This is a genomic window from Klebsiella sp. CN_Kp097 (assembly GCF_040064495.1).
Lineage (GTDB): Bacteria > Pseudomonadota > Gammaproteobacteria > Enterobacterales > Enterobacteriaceae > Klebsiella > Klebsiella aerogenes.
This window is the reverse complement of record NZ_JBEAIL010000027.1, coordinates 1-17,362: the sequence shown is the minus strand read 5'-3', so window position 1 is coordinate 17,362 and position 17,362 is coordinate 1. Positions and strand designations below refer to the sequence as shown.

16 protein-coding genes and 1 tRNA gene are annotated in these 17,362 nt (G+C 54.6%); 7 read left to right on the top strand and 10 right to left on the bottom strand.

The annotated features are described in order from the left end of the window. Positions 1 to 105: 105 nt before the first annotated feature. Both ABLV07_RS20930 and ABLV07_RS20925 read left to right on the top strand, forming a co-directional pair. Positions 106 to 1,104 carry an amidohydrolase family protein gene (locus ABLV07_RS20930; protein WP_015368889.1) on the top strand — a complete coding sequence of 333 codons (999 nt, stop codon included), beginning with the start codon at positions 106 to 108 and terminating at the stop codon, positions 1,102 to 1,104. A 61-nt stretch (positions 1,105 to 1,165) separates the two neighbouring features. Beyond that, positions 1,166 to 1,888 (top strand): DUF554 domain-containing protein, encoded by a 723-nt coding sequence (locus tag ABLV07_RS20925; RefSeq protein WP_015368890.1) that lies wholly within the window; start codon positions 1,166 to 1,168, stop codon positions 1,886 to 1,888. Positions 1,889 to 1,892: 4 nt separating this feature from the next. On the opposite strand, the gene rep is transcribed toward ABLV07_RS20925, so the two are convergent. Beyond that, positions 1,893 to 3,914: a DNA helicase Rep gene (gene rep / locus ABLV07_RS20920; RefSeq protein WP_015368891.1), complete on the bottom strand. Its 2,022-nt coding sequence runs from the start codon at positions 3,912 to 3,914 to the stop codon at positions 1,893 to 1,895. Between the two features lie 112 nt (positions 3,915 to 4,026). Here rep and ppiC (ABLV07_RS20915) point away from each other — a divergent pair, with 112 nt between their 5' ends. Continuing rightward, positions 4,027 to 4,308 (top strand): peptidylprolyl isomerase PpiC, encoded by a 282-nt coding sequence (ppiC, locus tag ABLV07_RS20915; RefSeq protein WP_032709514.1) that lies wholly within the window; start codon positions 4,027 to 4,029, stop codon positions 4,306 to 4,308. A 51-nt stretch (positions 4,309 to 4,359) separates the two neighbouring features. Next, on the top strand, positions 4,360 to 4,641 hold the full coding sequence (gene ppiC, locus ABLV07_RS20910) for a peptidylprolyl isomerase PpiC (protein WP_002883180.1): 282 nt from the start codon (positions 4,360 to 4,362) through the stop codon (positions 4,639 to 4,641). 202 nt (positions 4,642 to 4,843) lie between these two features. Here ppiC (ABLV07_RS20910) and ilvC read toward each other — a convergent pair whose 3' ends face one another. Then, positions 4,844 to 6,319 carry a ketol-acid reductoisomerase gene (gene ilvC, locus ABLV07_RS20905; RefSeq protein WP_015703965.1) on the bottom strand — a complete coding sequence of 492 codons (1,476 nt, stop codon included), beginning with the start codon at positions 6,317 to 6,319 and terminating at the stop codon, positions 4,844 to 4,846. A 155-nt stretch (positions 6,320 to 6,474) separates the two neighbouring features. Here ilvC and ilvY point away from each other — a divergent pair, with 155 nt between their 5' ends. Next, positions 6,475 to 7,365 (top strand): HTH-type transcriptional activator IlvY, encoded by an 891-nt coding sequence (ilvY, locus tag ABLV07_RS20900; RefSeq protein WP_015703964.1) that lies wholly within the window; start codon positions 6,475 to 6,477, stop codon positions 7,363 to 7,365. On the opposite strand, the gene ilvA is transcribed toward ilvY, so the two are convergent. From ilvA to ilvL, 6 genes are all read right to left on the bottom strand, one after another. Next, a complete protein-coding gene (gene ilvA / locus ABLV07_RS20895; RefSeq protein ID WP_015368895.1) occupies positions 7,362 to 8,906 on the bottom strand; it encodes a threonine ammonia-lyase, biosynthetic in 1,545 nt (514 codons plus the stop codon). The two genes, ilvY and ilvA, sit on opposite strands and share 4 nt — an antisense overlap. 2 nt (positions 8,907 to 8,908) lie before the next feature. After that, on the bottom strand, positions 8,909 to 10,759 hold the full coding sequence (gene ilvD, locus ABLV07_RS20890; protein WP_209163003.1) for a dihydroxy-acid dehydratase: 1,851 nt from the start codon (positions 10,757 to 10,759) through the stop codon (positions 8,909 to 8,911). 60 nt (positions 10,760 to 10,819) lie between these two features. Then, the gene (locus ABLV07_RS20885; protein ID WP_008807980.1) at positions 10,820 to 11,749 is read right to left on the bottom strand and encodes a branched-chain amino acid transaminase; all 930 of its coding nucleotides are present in this window, start codon (positions 11,747 to 11,749) and stop codon (positions 10,820 to 10,822) included. 19 nt (positions 11,750 to 11,768) lie between these two features. Further along, the gene (gene ilvM, locus ABLV07_RS20880; protein WP_015368897.1) at positions 11,769 to 12,026 is read right to left on the bottom strand and encodes an acetolactate synthase 2 small subunit; all 258 of its coding nucleotides are present in this window, start codon (positions 12,024 to 12,026) and stop codon (positions 11,769 to 11,771) included. Next, complete coding sequence (gene ilvG, locus ABLV07_RS20875; protein WP_015368898.1) at positions 12,023 to 13,669, bottom strand: acetolactate synthase 2 catalytic subunit; 1,647 nt, start codon at positions 13,667 to 13,669, stop codon at positions 12,023 to 12,025. The genes ilvM and ilvG overlap by 4 nt, the downstream gene beginning before the upstream one ends. Positions 13,670 to 13,809: 140 nt before the next feature. After that, on the bottom strand, positions 13,810 to 13,908 hold the full coding sequence (gene ilvL, locus ABLV07_RS20870) for an ilv operon leader peptide (protein ID WP_001311244.1): 99 nt from the start codon (positions 13,906 to 13,908) through the stop codon (positions 13,810 to 13,812). A 354-nt stretch (positions 13,909 to 14,262) separates the two neighbouring features. On the opposite strand from ilvL, the gene ABLV07_RS20865 reads away from it, so the two are divergent. Then, entirely contained in the window at positions 14,263 to 15,783 is a 1,521-nt protein-coding gene (locus tag ABLV07_RS20865) for a YifB family Mg chelatase-like AAA ATPase (protein ID WP_020077608.1), read from the top strand. Positions 15,784 to 15,806: 23 nt separating this feature from the next. Here ABLV07_RS20865 and ABLV07_RS20860 read toward each other — a convergent pair whose 3' ends face one another. Beyond that, positions 15,807 to 16,145, bottom strand: a complete 339-nt coding sequence (locus ABLV07_RS20860) for a DUF413 domain-containing protein (RefSeq protein ID WP_015368901.1) — start codon at positions 16,143 to 16,145, stop codon at positions 15,807 to 15,809. A gap of 118 nt (positions 16,146 to 16,263) precedes the next feature. Between ABLV07_RS20860 and hdfR the strand changes: the two genes are divergently transcribed. Next, the gene (hdfR, locus tag ABLV07_RS20855) at positions 16,264 to 17,085 is read left to right on the top strand and encodes an HTH-type transcriptional regulator HdfR (protein WP_015703960.1); all 822 of its coding nucleotides are present in this window, start codon (positions 16,264 to 16,266) and stop codon (positions 17,083 to 17,085) included. A gap of 102 nt (positions 17,086 to 17,187) precedes the next feature. Here hdfR and ABLV07_RS20850 read toward each other — a convergent pair. After that, positions 17,188 to 17,263: transfer RNA gene (locus tag ABLV07_RS20850), tRNA-Trp, on the bottom strand. Positions 17,264 to 17,362 lie beyond the last annotated feature (99 nt).

Sequence of the window (17,362 nt, the reverse complement as noted above, 5' to 3'; positions counted from 1 at the left end):
ATTTCTGATACGCCATATTCTATTTGGTTTATTGCTGTCAATACGTCAAACATTTTAATCTCCCCGCATCAGTTCATATCGACCGAATAAATAAAGGAACCTATCATGCGCGGAAAAATCGCTTTAGAAGAACATGTATCTACTCCTGAAAATAACCGTTTATGGGATTCAACCGGCGAAGCTAACCGTAACGGTAGCGAATATATGCAAGACGTAGAGCGCCGCCTGCTTGACCGCAGTATTCAACTCGAAGAAATGGCGCAACGTAATATTGACCACGTTATTCTTTCTCTGACTTCACCCGGCGCGCAATCTATTTTAGATAAAGCCAAAGCGGTCTCTTTCGCTCGCGACACTAACGACTTTATCGTTGATAATTATGTAAAACCGAATCCGGATAAATTTAGCGCGTTCGCCACGCTGGCGTTACAAAACCCGGAAGCTGCGGCGGAAGAGCTGGAGCGCGCGGTGAAAAAACTGGGCATGAAAGGCGCGCTGATTAACGGCTACACCAACGTCAAAGACAGCGAACATGGCCTGTATCTTGATGATGAATCCATGCTGGTATTCTGGGATAAAGTCAACGAGCTAAACGTGCCGGTGTACCTGCATCCGCGTGAACCGCTGGAAGGCCCGGCACGCGGGATTTATACCGGTTACGAAAGCCTAATCGGTTCCGCCTGGGGCTTTGCGCAGGAAACCGCCGTTCACGCTATTCGCCTGATGATGAGCGGCCTGTTCGACCGTTATCCGAATCTTAACCTGGTGCTGGGACACCTCGGTGAAGGGCTGGTACACATGCTGCCGCGCACTCAACATCGCCTCTATCGTCAGCGTTTCGGCTGCGGTTTGGGCAAGGCGGAAAAACCGTTAATGCACTATCTGCAAAATAACTTTATTGTCACCACCAGCGGTCATTTTAATACTCACTCGCTAAATAATGCGATTGAAGTAATGGGTGCCGATCGCGTGATGTTCTCCGTTGATTACCCTTATGAAGATATTCATCAGGCCTGCGACTGGTTTGATCCGTTAGAAATGGATGAAGGGCTGAAAGAAAAAATAGCCTGGGGCAATGCCAGCCGCGTATTTAATATCAAATAATAAAAAATAAATCGACAGGGCCTGTTCTCAGGCCCTGGTTTTATTACAGGGAGAATATAGTATGCCGGTAGGTATTTTTGTTTGCAGCGGTTCATTACTCGTCGGCGCGATTGCAGGCGCCTCACTCAACCGATTTATCCCGGATCACTTTAAGAAAACGCTACCGCTTATTTCCGGGTTAATCTCTATCAGTATGGGCGTGTTCTTCCTTAACAAACTCATCAATCTGCCACCCATTGCGCTGGCCGTTATCATCGGCACGATTATTGGCGGCCTGTTGAATATTGAGAAGTGGATTGAGCGGGCGGGAACACAGCTGCGAACGCCCATCGAGCGCATTTTTCCAGGCCAAAACAACGCAGGCGTAGAAGCGGAGGATTTTATGAACCAGTTTATCGCGGTGCTGATCCTGTTCTGCGCCAGCGGTACCGGTATTTTTGGCGCCCTAACCGAAGGGATGACCGGCGACCCGACCATTCTGCTGACCAAGTCGATACTCGACTTTTTCACCGCCGCCATTTTCGCTTCGACGCTGGGCTACATTATCACCGCGATTTTTATTCCCCAGCTGATCATCTTCGTGATTCTGTTCTTCGCCGCCACGTTTATTATGACGTTGATAAGCCCATCGATGATCGCTGATTTTACTGCCTGCGGCGGTATTATTATGCTGGCGACCGGTTTTCGGCTTTGCGGTATTCGCCATTTCCCCACCGCCAACATGCTGCCGTCACTGCTGCTGGTGATGCCATTTTCCACCGCCTGGCAGCAGTTTGTCGCCTGAAACGTTAGCCCTTTTTCGCCTTCGCCAGCATCGCCTTGATATTCGCAACGTTGGCCTGGCCTTTATGCATACGTTCTTCCGCAGAGATGACTTTCCGCTCCTGCTCCCAAATCAGATCGTCTTGCGGGAGCTCAAGCAGAAAACGGCTCGGCTCCGGGCGTACCAGCTCGCCATACTGACGACGCTCCTTACAGAGCGTAAAGGTCAACTCTTTCTGCGCGCGCGTGATACCTACATAGGCCAGACGCCGTTCTTCATCAACATTATCTTCATCGATACTGCTCTGATGCGGCAGCAATCCCTCTTCCATTCCCACCAGGTAAACATACGGGAACTCCAGCCCTTTTGAGGCATGCAGGGTCATCAACTGCACCTGATCCAGCTCTTCATCCGATTCGCCGCGTTCCATCATATCGCGCAGGGTAAAGCGGGTAACCACCTGCGTCAGCGTCATCGGCTCATCTATCTCGCTGCCTTCCAGCATTTCGGTCATCCAGGTGAACAGCTGGTTGACGTTTTTCATCCGCATTTCCGCGGCTTTCGGGCTCGGCGAGGTTTCATATAGCCAGGACTCATAATCAATCCCGCGAATTAAATCCCGCACGGCATTGACTGGTTCACGCTCGGCCAGTTGCTGAATTTCCCGCAGCCAGTGGGTGAAACGAGTGAGGGATTCATACCCGCGCCCGGTCAGCGTCTGGCTTAACCCCATATCAAAGCTGGCGGTGAATAAGCCTTTATTGCGGCTCATCGCCCATTCGCCCAGTTTTTGCAAGGTCGCCGGACCAATCTCTCGCTTCGGCGTATTGACGATACGCAGGAAGGCGCTGTCGTCATCCGGGTTGGTGAGTACGCGCAGATAGGCTAGCAGATCTTTAATTTCCGGACGCGAGAAGAACGAGGTGCCGCCCGAGATTTTGTACGGGATGCGGTTCTGCATCAGCATCTTTTCAAAGACCCGCGACTGGTGATTGCCGCGATAAAGGATGGCGTAATCTTTGTAGTTTGTTTTATTAATAAAGTGGTGGGCAATCAGTTCGCCAGCGACGCGCTCCGCTTCATGATCTTCGTTATTGGCGGAGAGCACTTTCAGCTCGGTACCGTAGCCAAGTTCTGAGAACAGCCGCTTTTCAAACACGTGCGGGTTATTGGCGATCAAAATGTTGGCAGCCTTCAGAATACGCCCTGATGAACGGTAGTTCTGTTCAAGTTTGATCACCTGCAGCGCCGGAAAATCCTGGCTTAACAGCACCAGGTTCTGCGGCCGCGCGCCGCGCCACGAGTAGATCGACTGGTCATCATCACCCACCACGGTAAAGCGCGCGCGCTGCCCCACCAGCAGCTTCACCAGCTCATACTGGCTGGTGTTGGTATCCTGATACTCATCCACCAGCAGGTAACGGATCTTGTTCTGCCAACGTTCGCGCACCTCTTCATTGCGCTGCAACAGAAGCGTCGGCAGTAGAATAAGATCGTCAAAATCGAGGACGTTGCAGGCCTTCATATGCGCATCATAGAGCCCATAGCAGTGGGCGAAGATGCGGTCCCGTTCGCCCTTCGCGCCAGCCGCCGCCTGCGCCGGCGTTTTCAGATCGTTTTTCCAGTTGGAGATCGTCGAGATAAGCTGCTGCAACACCACTTTGTCATCTTCGATCAACCCTTCGGTGAGCTCTTTGAGCAGCGCGACCTGGTCGGTATCATCGAACAAGGAAAAGTTGGATTTCATTCCCAGCGCGGCGTATTCACGTTTGATGATATCCAGCCCCAGGGTGTGGAAGGTGGAAATCATCAGCCCGCGCGCCTCTTTTCGCCCCAGCGTTTGCCCGACGCGCTCTTTCATTTCGCGGGCGGCCTTGTTAGTAAAGGTAACGGCCGCGATATGGCGCGCCTGATAACCGCAGCCGCGGATCAGGTGGGCGATTTTATTCGTAATAACGCGGGTCTTACCGGAACCGGCGCCCGCCAGCACCAGGCACGGTCCGGTAACGAATTCGACGGCTTGTTGTTGGCCAGGGTTTAAACGCATGGGAATATTGCTCAATCTTCGAACGGGGTGTGGATTGTAGCAGAAAGCGAGGCCGAGATTTACCGGCTGATGGTAAAGTGTCAGCCACGCAATTCATCCTGAGGCTCCGGTAATGGCAAAAAGCGCAGCGGCCCTGCATATTCTGGTCAAAGAAGAAAAACTGGCACACGAGATTCTCGCCAAGCTGGAACGGGGCGTCAGCTTCGATCATCTGGCAAAGCGCTACTCAAAATGCCCGTCCGGACGCCATGGCGGCGATCTGGGGGAGTTCCAGCAGGGCGCAATGGTCGCTCCGTTTGATAAAGCCGTGTTCAGCTGTCCGCTGCTCAAACCCTATGGCCCGGTACAAACCAAATTTGGCTACCATATCATCAAGGTGCTGTATCGCCGCTAGCGCGTGTTACTATGGCGCCCTGATTTATTCCAACTCAATCAAGGCGCAATCATGGCTAAAACAGCGGCAGCACTGCATATCCTGGTAAAAGAAGAGAAACTGGCTCTCGATCTGCTTGAGCAGCTCAAAAACGGCGCCGACTTCGGCAAGCTGGCGAAAAAACACTCTATCTGCCCGTCAGGAAAACGCGGCGGCGATCTGGGCGAATTCCGCCAGGGCCAGATGGTTCCGGCATTCGATAAAGTGGTTTTCTCCTGCCCGGAACTGGAGCCAACCGGCCCGCTGCATACCCAGTTCGGTTACCACATCATCAAAGTGCTGTACCGGAAATAATAAAAAACCCGGGGATCTTAATCTCCGGGTTTTTGCCTGATGGCGCTTCGCTTATCAGGCCTACTAAACAAATCCATTCCTCTATGGATTTCGGCTTGCCGGAAGGCGGTAAGGAAGTACATCCCCAGGAACATAGATTCCTATGTGACTGGGGTGTACGTACCGTAGCCAACGCATCGGCAAGTCGAAAGACGACGAGGAATCAGCCGGCAACCGCGATACGCTTCATATCGGTCATATAACCGCGCAGTTTTTTACCCACCGCTTCGATAGCGTGGCTGCGAATCGCTTCGTTTACGTCGCGCAGCTGAGCGTTATCCACCGCGCCTTCAGCAATCGCTTTGCCCAGGTCGCCGGTCTGCAGAGTGGTCATGAACTCTTTCAGCAGCGGTACGCAAGCATAAGAGAACAGGTAGTTACCGTACTCCGCGGTATCGGAGATAACCACGTTCATTTCATACAGGCGCTTACGGGCGATTGTGTTGGCGATAAGCGGCAGCTCGTGCAGCGATTCGTAGTAAGCGGACTCTTCGATGATGCCGGAATCAACCATGGTTTCGAAGGCCAGTTCAACGCCCGCTTTCACCATTGCAATCATCAGAACGCCTTTATCGAAGTACTCCTGCTCGCCGATTTTACCTTCATACTGCGGCGCGGTTTCGAACGCGGTTTTACCGGTCTCTTCACGCCAGGTCAGCAGTTTTTTGTCGTCGTTCGCCCAGTCAGCCATCATGCCGGAAGAGAATTCGCCGGAGATGATGTCATCCATATGTTTCTGGAACAGCGGCGCCATGATCTCTTTCAGCTGTTCTGACAGCGCGTAAGCACGCAGTTTCGCCGGATTAGACAGGCGATCCATCATCAGGGTGATGCCGCCTTGCTTCAGCGCTTCGGTGATGGTTTCCCAACCGAACTGAATCAGTTTTTCCGCGTAGGCCGGATCGGTACCTTCAGCCACCAGCTTGTCGAAGCACAGCAGAGAACCCGCCTGCAGCATACCGCAGAGGATGGTCTGCTCGCCCATCAGGTCAGATTTTACTTCCGCCACGAAAGAGGATTCCAGAACGCCCGCACGATGGCCGCCGGTCGCCGCTGCCCAGGCTTTAGCAATGGCCATACCTTCGCCTTTCGGATCGTTTTCCGGGTGTACGGCGATAAGCGTCGGCACGCCGAAACCGCGTTTGTACTCTTCACGAACTTCGGTACCCGGGCACTTCGGCGCCACCATCACCACGGTGATGTCTTTGCGGATCTGCTCGCCCACTTCAACGATGTTGAAGCCGTGGGAGTAACCCAACGCCGCGCCGTCTTTCATCAGCGGCTGTACGGAACGCACAACGTCAGAGTGCTGTTTGTCCGGAGTCAGGTTGACGACCAGGTCAGCCTGCGGGATCAGCTCTTCATAGGTACCCACTTTGAAGCCGTTTTCGGTCGCTTTACGCCAGGATGCGCGCTTCTCGGCGATCGCTTCTTTACGCAGCGCATAGGAGATATCCAGGCCGGAGTCACGCATGTTCAGCCCCTGATTCAGGCCCTGCGCGCCACAGCCGACGATGACTACTTTTTTACCCTGAAGATAGCTTGCGCCGTCGGCAAATTCATCGCGCCCCATAAAGCGGCATTTGCCCAGCTGAGCCAGCTGCTGGCGCAGATTCAGTGTGTTGAAGTAGTTAGCCATGGTGATACCTCGTGATGTTGTGTTGTCGTGCTTATTGTTCGGTTCGCGTTTTGCGAGAATGAACCCACTATATGACAGGAATTTCGTTGCGAAAATTGATATATTCACAACATCACATTGCAATAACTGCAACGTTATTTTCAGGGGATTGAGCCATGGATTTACGCGATCTGAAAACCTTTCTGCATCTGGCGGAAAGCCGCCATTTTGGCCGCAGCGCGCGGGCTATGCATGTCAGCCCCTCCACGCTTTCGCGGCAGATTCAACGCCTGGAAGAAGACCTCGGCCAGCCGCTGTTCGTTCGCGATAATCGCACCGTAACCCTAACCGAGGCCGGCGAAGAACTCCGCACCTTTGCCCAGCAGACTTTATTGCAGTATCAGCAACTGCGCCACGCCATCGACCAGCAGGGGCCGTCGCTCTCCGGCGAGCTACATATTTTCTGCTCCGTGACCGCCGCTTACAGCCATCTGCCGCCGATTCTCGACCGCTTTCGCGCCGCGCATCCTTCGGTAGAGATAAAGTTATCGACCGGCGACGCCGCTGATGCGATGGAAAAAGTGGTCACTGGAGAAGCCGATCTGGCCATTGCCGGTAAGCCGGAGACGCTGCCGGGCTCGGTGGCGTTTTCGATGCTGGAAAATCTTGCGGTGGTACTGATTGCCCCGGCGTTGCCCTGCCCGGTGCGCAATCAGGTGACGGTCGAACATCCCGACTGGGCAACGGTGCCGTTTATCATGGCCGATCAGGGCCCGGTGCGCCGCCGCATCGAGCTGTGGTTCCGTCGCCATAAAATCAGCAATCCATCCATTTACGCCACCGTCGGCGGCCATGAAGCCATGGTATCGATGGTCGCCCTCGGCTGCGGCGTGGCGCTACTGCCGGAAGTGGTGCTGGAAAACAGCCCCGAGCCGGTCCGCAATCGCGTGATGATCCTCGATCGCAGCGATGAGAAAACACCATTTGAGCTGGGTGTCTGCGCACAAAAAAAGCGGCTGTACGAGCCGCTTATTGATGCGTTCTGGAAAATCCTGCCTAACCACTAGCCCGCGAGGAAAAAGCGGAACGCCGGGTTATGGGTTTCGTCATGACACTCGTAGCCCAGTTCATTAAGACGGGTTTCGAAGTCCGGCTCATGCTCGCCAAGCTCAAACGCCGCCAGAACGCGGCCAAAATCGGTGCCGTGGCTACGATAGTGGAACAGCGAAATATTCCAGTGGGTGCCGAGAGTGTGCAGAAACTTGAGCAGCGCGCCTGGTGATTCCGGGAACTCGAAGCTAAACAGGCGCTCCTGCAGCGGTTTAGACGGCCGTCCGCCGACCATATAACGCACGTGCAGTTTCGCCATTTCGTCATCGGAAAGATCGACCACGCTGTAGCCGCCTTCGCTCAGTAAATCGAGGATCTCTTTACGCTCATCCAGCCCGCGGCTCAGCCGCACGCCAACGAAAATACAGGCATCTTTGGCATCGGCAAAACGGTAGTTGAACTCGGTGACTGAACGGCCGCCCAGTAGCTGGCAGAACTTAAGAAAACTCCCCTTCTCCTCCGGTATCGTCACCGCCAGCAGCGCTTCGCGCTGCTCCCCGAGCTCGCAACGCTCAGAAACGTAGCGTAGTCCGTGGAAGTTAACGTTGGCGCCGGACAGGATGTGAGCCAGACGCTCGCCGCGGATGTTATGCTGGGCGATATACTTTTTCATCCCCGCCAGCGCCAGCGCGCCGGAGGGCTCCGCTACCGCCCGCACATCTTCGAACAGATCTTTCATCGCCGCGCAGATAGCATCGCTATCGACGGTGATGATGTCGTCCAGATACTCCTGGCATACACGGAACGTTTCATCGCCGATGCGCTTCACCGCCACGCCTTCAGCGAACAAACCGACGCGCGGCAGATCCACCGGGTGACCGGCATCCAGCGCCGCTTTCAGACACGCCGAATCTTCCGCTTCGACCGCTATCACTTTAATCTGCGGCATCAGTTGCTTGATAAGCACCGCCACGCCTGCCGCCAGACCGCCGCCGCCAACCGGGACGAATACGCGGTCAATGTGGGCATCCTGCTGCAGCAGCTCCAGCGCCAGCGTTCCCTGACCGGCGATGACCATCGGGTGATCGAACGGCGGCACCCAGGTAAACCCCTGCTGCTGCGCCAGCTCAATCGCGCGGGCTTTCGCTTCGTCAAAGTTGGCGCCGTGTAGTAGCACTTCGCCGCCAAAGCCGCGAACGGCATCGACTTTGATATCGGCGGTCGCTACCGGCATCACGATCAGCGCCTTAACACCCAGCCGGGAGGCAGAGAACGCCACGCCCTGCGCATGATTACCCGCCGAAGCGGTGATCACGCCATTTGATTTTTGTTCCGCCGTCAGGCCGGACATCATCGCGTAGGCGCCGCGCAGCTTAAAGCTATGCACCGGCTGGCGGTCTTCGCGTTTCACCAGAATAACGTTATCCAGCCGCGAAGAGAGCTTATCCATTTTTTGCAGCGGCGTTTTCTGCACCGCTTCATAAACCGGCGCGCGCAGTACCGCCCGGAGATACTCCGCCCCCTCAGGGGCGGCGGATAGGGGTTGCGACTCGGCCATGATTAACCCCCAAGTTTTGATTTATCGCGCACGGCGCCCTTGTCGGCACTGGTCGCGAGGCTGGCGTAAGCGCGCAGCGCGAAGGAGACCTGGCGCTCGCGGTCTTTCGGCGTCCACGCCTTATCGCCACGCGCTTCTTGCGCTTCGCGACGGGCGGCGATTTCGGCATCGCTGAGCTGCAGCTGAATACCGCGGTTCGGAATATCGATAGCAATCATGTCGCCATCTTCGATGATCGCGATGTTGCCGCCGCTCGCGGCTTCCGGCGATACGTGGCCGATGGAAAGCCCGGAGGTGCCGCCGGAGAAACGGCCATCGGTGATCAACGCGCACGCTTTGCCAAGCCCCATGGACTTCAGGAAAGTGGTCGGATAGAGCATCTCCTGCATTCCCGGCCCGCCTTTCGGCCCTTCATAGCGAATAACCACGACGTCGCCTTCCACGACTTTGCCACCGAGGATGGCCTCAACCGCTTCATCCTGGCTTTCATAAACTTTCGCCGGGCCGGTAAATTTCAGGATGCTATCGTCCACGCCGGCGGTTTTGACGATACAGCCGTTTTCGGCAAAGTTGCCATACAGGACCGCCAGGCCACCGTCTTTACTGTAGGCATGTTCCAGAGAACGGATACATCCCTCGGCGCGGTCGTCATCCAGCGTATCCCAGCGGCAATCCTGCGAGAACGCCTGGGTGGTACGGATCCCCGCCGGGCCGGCGCGGAACATTTTTTTCACCGCGTCATCCTGGGTCACCATCACATCGTACTGTTCCAGGGTCTGCGGCAGGGTCAGGCCAAGGACGTTTTTGACATCGCGGTTGAGTAAACCGGCGCGATCCAGTTCGCCGAGGATCCCCAGCACGCCGCCGGCGCGGTGCACATCTTCCATATGGTATTTCTGCGTACTCGGCGCCACTTTGCACAGCTGCGGCACTTTGCGGGACAGCTTGTCGATATCACTCATGGTGAAGTCGATTTCGGCTTCCTGCGCCGCCGCCAGCAGATGCAGTACGGTATTGGTTGAGCCGCCCATTGCGATATCGAGAGTCATGGCGTTTTCAAATGCCGCCTTGCTGGCGATATTGCGCGGCAGAGCGGAGGCGTCGTCCTGCTCGTAGTAGCGTTTAGTCAGTTCAACGATACGTTTACCGGCGTTGAGGAACAGCGTTTTACGGTCGGCATGGGTCGCCAGCAGAGAACCATTACCCGGCTGCGACAGGCCTAATGCTTCGGTCAGGCAGTTCATTGAGTTCGCGGTGAACATCCCCGAGCACGAACCGCAGGTCGGACAGGCGGAACGCTCCACCTGTTCGCTCTGATCGTCAGAGACTTTCGGGTCTGCCCCCTGGATCATGGCATCAACCAGATCCAACTTGATGATTTTGTCAGACAGCTTGGTTTTCCCGGCTTCCATCGGACCGCCGGAGACAAAGATCACCGGAATATTCAAACGCAGGGAGGCCATCAGCATCCCCGGGGTGATTTTGTCGCAGTTAGAGATACAGACCATAGCATCGGCGCAGTGGGCGTTAACCATGTACTCGACTGAATCGGCGATGAGCTCGCGGGATGGCAGTGAATAGAGCATACCCCCGTGCCCCATGGCGATCCCATCATCCACCGCGATGGTGTTGAATTCTTTAGCAACGCCGCCAGCAGCTTCAATTTGCTCGGCAACCAGTTTGCCGAGATCGCGCAGATGCACGTGCCCTGGTACAAACTGGGTAAAGGAGTTAACAACGGCGATGATCGGTTTGCCGAAATCGGCATCGGTCATCCCGGTTGCGCGCCACAGCGCGCGGGCGCCCGCCATATTGCGGCCATGTGTGGTGGTGGCGGAACGGTACTTAGGCATGCTCTTTTTACTCCCATCTCTGTTTATGCAATGGGACGGTGCGTGCCGTCCCATTTTTAATCACTTACTTACCGGATCCAGCCAGCCCCATTTATCTTCCGTTTCACCGGTGAAGAGGCCAAAGAAGGCTTCCTGAATGCGTTTGGTCACCGGGCCACGGCGGCCTGCGCCAACCTGGATACCGTCAACGCTGCGTACCGGCGTGATTTCCGCAGCGGTACCGGACATGAACACTTCATCCGCCAGGTACAGAGATTCGCGGGACAGCACCTGCTCGCGGACTTCGATACCGAGATCTTTCGCCAGTTTGATGATGGCGTCGCGGGTGATACCCGGCAGCGCGGAAGAGGTAAACGGCGGAGTAAACAGCACGCCATCTTTCACCTCAAACAGGTTTTCGCCTGCGCCTTCGGAGATATAGCCGTTAACGTCCAGCGCGATACCTTCCTGATAACCGTGACGACGCGCTTCGCTGCCGACCAGCAGAGAGGAGAGATAGTTGCCGCCCGCTTTCGCTGCGGTTGGGATGGTGTTTGGCGCCGCGCGGTTCCAGGAAGAAACCATCGCATCGATCCCCTGCTCCAGCGCTTCTGCGCCAAGGTATGCACCCCACGGGAACGCCGCGATGATAACGTCGGTTTTATAGCCGTCCGGCGGGTTAACGCCCATGCCAACATCGCCAACAAACACCAGCGGACGGATATAAGCGCTGGTCAGTTTATTGGTACGGATAACTTCGCGGCAGGCTTCCATCAGCTCGTCAACGCTCTGAGAAACCGGGAAACGGTAGATTTTTGCTGAATCATGCAGACGCTGCATGTGTTCACGATGGCGGAACACCACTGGCCCTTTGTGAGAATCGTAGCAGCGGATACCTTCGAATACCGAAGTCCCGTAGTGCAACGCGTGGGACATGACGTGTACTTTCGCCTCGCCCCATGGGGTCATCTCGCCATTGAACCAAATGTAATCAGCTTTCTTCGTCGTCATTGTTTTTATTCCTCTGCGCTCAGGCGCGGATTTGTTGTGATGTGGGTTGCTGGATCTCGACGCAGGCGACGTCGACCAGTTTGCGTAACTGACTAAACAGTAATTCGACGGGCCGCTGGCTGGCAACGGTCAGCTCGATATTTATGTTTTGCGCATCCGACGCGGTTTCCATATTCATTGAGCAAATTTGAAAACCGCGATGGCGCACCACGCGCAGCACGCGTTCTAAGGTTTCGGGGTTGAAGCGAGCCTGTAAAGCGACCTGATGTTGCATCATGATAATTTCTCCAGCATTTCTGCATTACTGGCGCCGGGCGGCACCAACGGCCAGACATTCTCAAGTTCATCGATTGAGACATGAAGCAGGTATGGCCCCTGGCTCGAAAGCATGGTGTCGAGTGCCGCTTCAACCTGGTCTTTACGGGTGATGTGCTGGCCTGGAATGCCAAAAGCGCTGGCCAGCGTAAGAAAATCAGGATTATCGGTAAGCGTGGTTTCGCTGTAACGCTCCTGGAAAAAAAGCTGCTGCCACTGGCGAACCATGCCTAAACGTTGGTTATCCAGCAGCACGATTTTCAACGGTAATTGCTTGCGCTTAACGGTGCCCAGCTCCTGCACGTTCATCATGAAAGAGCCATCGCCGGAGATACAGATAACCGTATCGTCCGGGCGAGCCACCTGCGCGCCAACGGCTGCCGGCAGACCAAAACCCATGGTGCCGAGGCCGCTGGAAGTGATGAAGTTTTCCGGGCGGGTATAGGTCATGTGCTGGGCCGACCACATTTGGTGCTGGCCGACATCGGTCGTCACGACGCAATCCGCCGGTTTGCGATCGGAAAGCTGCTTGAGCAACAGCGGCGCGTAGATTGCCTCGCCGGGATGATCGTAACGCCAGGCGTGCTCCGCGCGCAGCTGCGCGTTGTGCTCGCGCCACGCATCGATGGCCAACGGCTGCTGCAACGCTGGCAGCATGGCGTTTAAATCTCCGGTTAAGGCGACGTGCGCCTGGCGCAGTTTGTTCAGCTCAGCCGGGTCAATATCCATATGGATTACTTTGGCGTGCGGGGCAAAGGTATTCAGCTTGCCGGTAACCCGGTCATCAAAACGGGCGCCGACGGCGATTAATAAATCGCACTCCTGCACCGCCAGGTTTGCTGCCTTGGTTCCGTGCATACCCAGCATGCCAAGGTAATACGGATAATCCGCGGCGACGGCACCCAACCCTTTCAGGGTGCAGGTTACCGGCATCTGCGTCACCGCCAGAAATTCGCGCACGGCCGGTACCGCCTGTGCCATTCCAACACCGCCGCCCACGTACAGCATTGGCTTGTGGGACTGCGCAAGCATCGCTAACGCCTGCTCGACTTGTGTGTGCGGGAACTCAACATCATCAGGGACGGTGGAGAAATGCGGATCTAATTCGCCTTTAGCCAACTGGATATCTTTTGGAATATCAACCAGTACCGGGCCAGGACGGCCTGAGTTTGCCACCTGGAAAGCTTCCGCAATGACGCGCGGCAGCTCTTCCAACGACTGCACGAGGAAACTGTGTTTGGTGCAGGCCAGCGACAAACCAAGAACGTCCACTTCCTGAAAAGCATCGGTGCCGATAAACGGCGCCGCCACTTGACCGGTGATGGCGACAACAGGTACAGAATCAAGTAACGCGTCAGCCAAACCGGTGATCAGGTTGGTGGCGCCAGGGCCGGAAGTGGCGATGCAAACACCAGTTTTGCCGGTCGCGCGGGCATAACCGATGGCGGCCATTGCGGCGCCTTGCTCGTGCCGACACAGCAGATGTTCCACGCCGCCGTCATACAAAGCATCGTAAACCGGCATAATCGCGCCACCCGGATAGCCAAATACCGTGTCGACCCCCTGTGTTCGCAAAGCATGTACCACCCACTGCGCCCCGTTCATAGTTACTTCCCCGTCATAGATCGGGAGAAACAGAATTTTATGCTATAACTCATCTTCTGCTCCTCGCTTATGTTTTTTAAGTTATAAAAAAACCCCCGGACCTTTCGGTGCGGGGGTCTTAGTTCGTTAAGGCTTGATTTCTAAGCCTTTCCTCGTCCAAGTGCAGCCCCGCACGGTGGGATAATAATCACCACCACGCTAATCACGACCAGGCTAATCACTCGTAGAAGGGCTGTCATTTTCTGTTCTTTCTGGCTTCTTGTTCGAAGGAATACCTAAAGAGTTACCACAGACATCACATTAAGCACAAGATTTTTTTATGTTCCATTTTCTGATCTTGCTAACGATTTTTATTAAACCAGTTGTTTTTAAAAAGAAAAAAATAAAATGAAAAAAATTCAGCTTATTCTCGCGTTTGCATCCGTGTTTTACGGCATTAAAACGGCGTCATGACGGATTTGCGTATGCCCTCCCAAAATAATAAAAATGCAAAATTTTGCAGACAATTGTCTGGAACAGGCGTCGTAAAGTTAAATATTCCCAGGTTCATGAAACTCTATGAATAGACATAATCATTCCGCTCAGGAGGCGTTATGTCACTCGCAATTGTCTATACCCGCGCGGCGCTCGGGGTCAGCGCGCCGCTAATTACCGTCGAAGTCCATATCAGCAACGGACTACCCGGTTTGACGATGGTCGGTCTGCCGGAAACCACGGTAAAGGAAGCCCGCGATCGGGTACGTAGCGCCATTATTAACAGCGGCTACAGCTTTCCGGCAAAGAAGATAACCATAAACCTTGCCCCAGCCGATCTGCCGAAAGAGGGCGGGAGATATGATTTACCTATCGCTCTCGCGCTCCTGGTCGCTTCGCAGCAGCTTGCCGCCCCGAAACTTAATCAGTATGAGTTTATTGGCGAATTAGCGCTTACAGGCGCGTTACGCGGCGTTCCTGGGGCAATATCCAGCGCTATGGAAGCGATAAAAGTCGGGAGGCAGATTGTCGTTGCTGGAGATAACGCCGAAGAGGTCGGCTTGATTAACGGCAATGAGTGCCTTATAGCAGGCCACCTGCAGGAAGTCTGTGCGTTTCTGGAAGGGAAACATACTCTGCAGCCGCCGACTGGTGAAATAACTGCGGGAGAGGACGATTATGACGATCTCGGCGATGTCATTGGCCAACAGCAGGGAAAACGCGCGCTGGAGATAGTCGCAGCTGGCGGTCACAATTTACTCTTGATGGGTCCACCGGGTACAGGGAAGACGATGCTCGCCAGCCGTTTGCCGGGGCTTTTACCGCCACTAAGCAACCAGGAAGCGCTGGAAAGCGCTGCTATCCTCAGCCTCGTCAATGCTCATTACGTTACGCGTCAGTGGCGTCGGCGGCCTTTTCGTGCCCCTCACCACAGCGCTTCGCTAACGGCGATGGTCGGCGGCGGCTCAATCCCTGCCCCTGGGGAGATCTCCCTGGCGCATAACGGTATTCTGTTTCTTGATGAACTACCTGAATTCGAGCGTCGGGTTCTGGATGCACTACGAGAGCCCATTGAATCAGGAAAAATTCATCTTTCCCGCACTCGGGCTAAGATTGACTATCCTGCGCGATTTCAGTTGATTGCCGCCATGAATCCCAGCCCAACAGGACATTACCAGGGTCAGCATAATCGGGCCACACCGGAACAGACCCTGCGCTATCTGGGCCGATTGTCAGGGCCATTTCTCGACCGCTTCGATCTCTCGCTTGAGATTCCACTCCCTCCACCGGGCGTATTAAGCCGGGGTGGCGTTGGCGAAGAGCGAAGCGCCACCATTCGTCTACGGGTATTCGCGGCGCGCGACAGACAGCTCGCACGGCAGAATAAACTTAATGCACAACTGGACAGCGGGGAGATAAAAGTCTGGTGCAAGCTGAAAGAAGACGACGCGATATGGCTGGAACAGACGCTCTCACTATTAGGGCTTTCAATCCGCGCATGGCAACGTTTACTGAAAGTTGCGCGTACTATCGCCGATCTTAATGAGGATAGGGATATCGAACGTCATCATTTGCAGGAGGCGCTAAGCTACCGGGCTATCGACCGTATGTTAAATCACCTGCAGACGCTGATGGCATAAAAAAAGGGCTTTCGCCCTTTTTTTTAATCGTCGCTTTCAGTGTAGTCTTCAGCGCCTTCAACCTGCGGCTTACCGCCAGATAAGGTGTGAAAACGCTTCGGACGTTTGATTCGCGCCATATACTTAATCCAAACGCGTTCCGCTTCGGTCACCGGCTCACGTTCGCCGTGGCATACCGCAACGAATTGTTTTTCATCTTCGGTAACAGGCTCGCGTTTGCCCAATTCCAGCTCATTAAAGGCGTAACCATGACGTTCAAGCAGTTGCGCCTCTTTGATGGTGAAATCACCGTGACGGGAGAACCCGCGTGGATAATTTTTATTGTCGAAAAAACGATTAGTCGTCGTAAAGCTTTCCGCCATCCTACACGCTCCTGATTCTTTGGCCGAGCTATTTATGGCGCGGAGTATTAGTTACGCTTGACAGAGCGTCAAACAAAACATTTAAATCATCACGACAAATAATTTTGCGGAGAAGAGTGTGGACACGGAATTGCTCAAAACTTTCCTTGAAGTGAGCAGAACTCGCCACTTTGGGCGGGCAGCGGAAGCGCTTTATTTAACACAATCAGCGGTTAGCTTCCGCATTCGTCAGTTGGAGAACCAGCTGGGCGTAAATTTATTCACCCGCCATCGTAACAATATTCGCCTGACGTCAGCCGGTGAGAAACTGTTGCCCTATGCCGAAACGTTGATGAATACCTGGCAGGCCGCGCGTAAGGAGGTCGCCCACTCTTCTCGCCATAATGAGTTTTCGATCGGTGCCAGCGCGTCGCTATGGGAATGCCTATTGAACGGTTGGCTGGGGACGCTCTACAAAGATCCCTATAATCTGCAATTTGAGGCGCGGATAGCTCAACGCCAGTCATTAGTGAAGCAGTTGCATGAACGCCAGCTCGATCTCCTGATCACCACAGAATCACCGAAGATGGATGAATTAAGCAGCCAGTTATTGGGTCATTTCACCCTGGCGCTCTATTGTGCCGCGCCGGGAAAAAATAAGAATGATTTGAACTACCTGCGGCTGGAATGGGGACCGGACTTCCAGCAAAACGAAGTGGGTTTGATCGGCAGCGATGATGTACCGCTACTGACGACGAGCTCCGCAGAACTGGCTTATCAACAGCTCACTACCTTGAATGGTTGTACCTGGTTACCCGTTAGTTGGGCACAGCAGAAAACTGGCCTGCACACGGTGACCGATAGCGCGACCCTTTCACGTCCTCTGTATGCCATTTGGCTACAAAATAGCGATAAGCAGGCACATATTCGCGAGATCCTGAAAAGCAGCATCCTGGAATAGCGATCTGACTCCATGGATGGAGTGGCTAAAAAACCGGAAAGGCAGAGTGATGGGAGAAATTAAAGACAAAAAAAATCCTTTGCCGAAGCAAAGGATTATATATGGCAGGGGCGGAGAGACTCGAACTCGCGACACCCGGTTTTGGAGACCGGTGCTCTACCAACTGAGCTACGCCCCTAAATTTTTCTCGCTATTAAGCCCGCTAATATAGCAGGCTTAATATAAATAAGTGGCGGAACGGACGGGACTCGAACCCGCGACCCCCTGCGTGACAGGC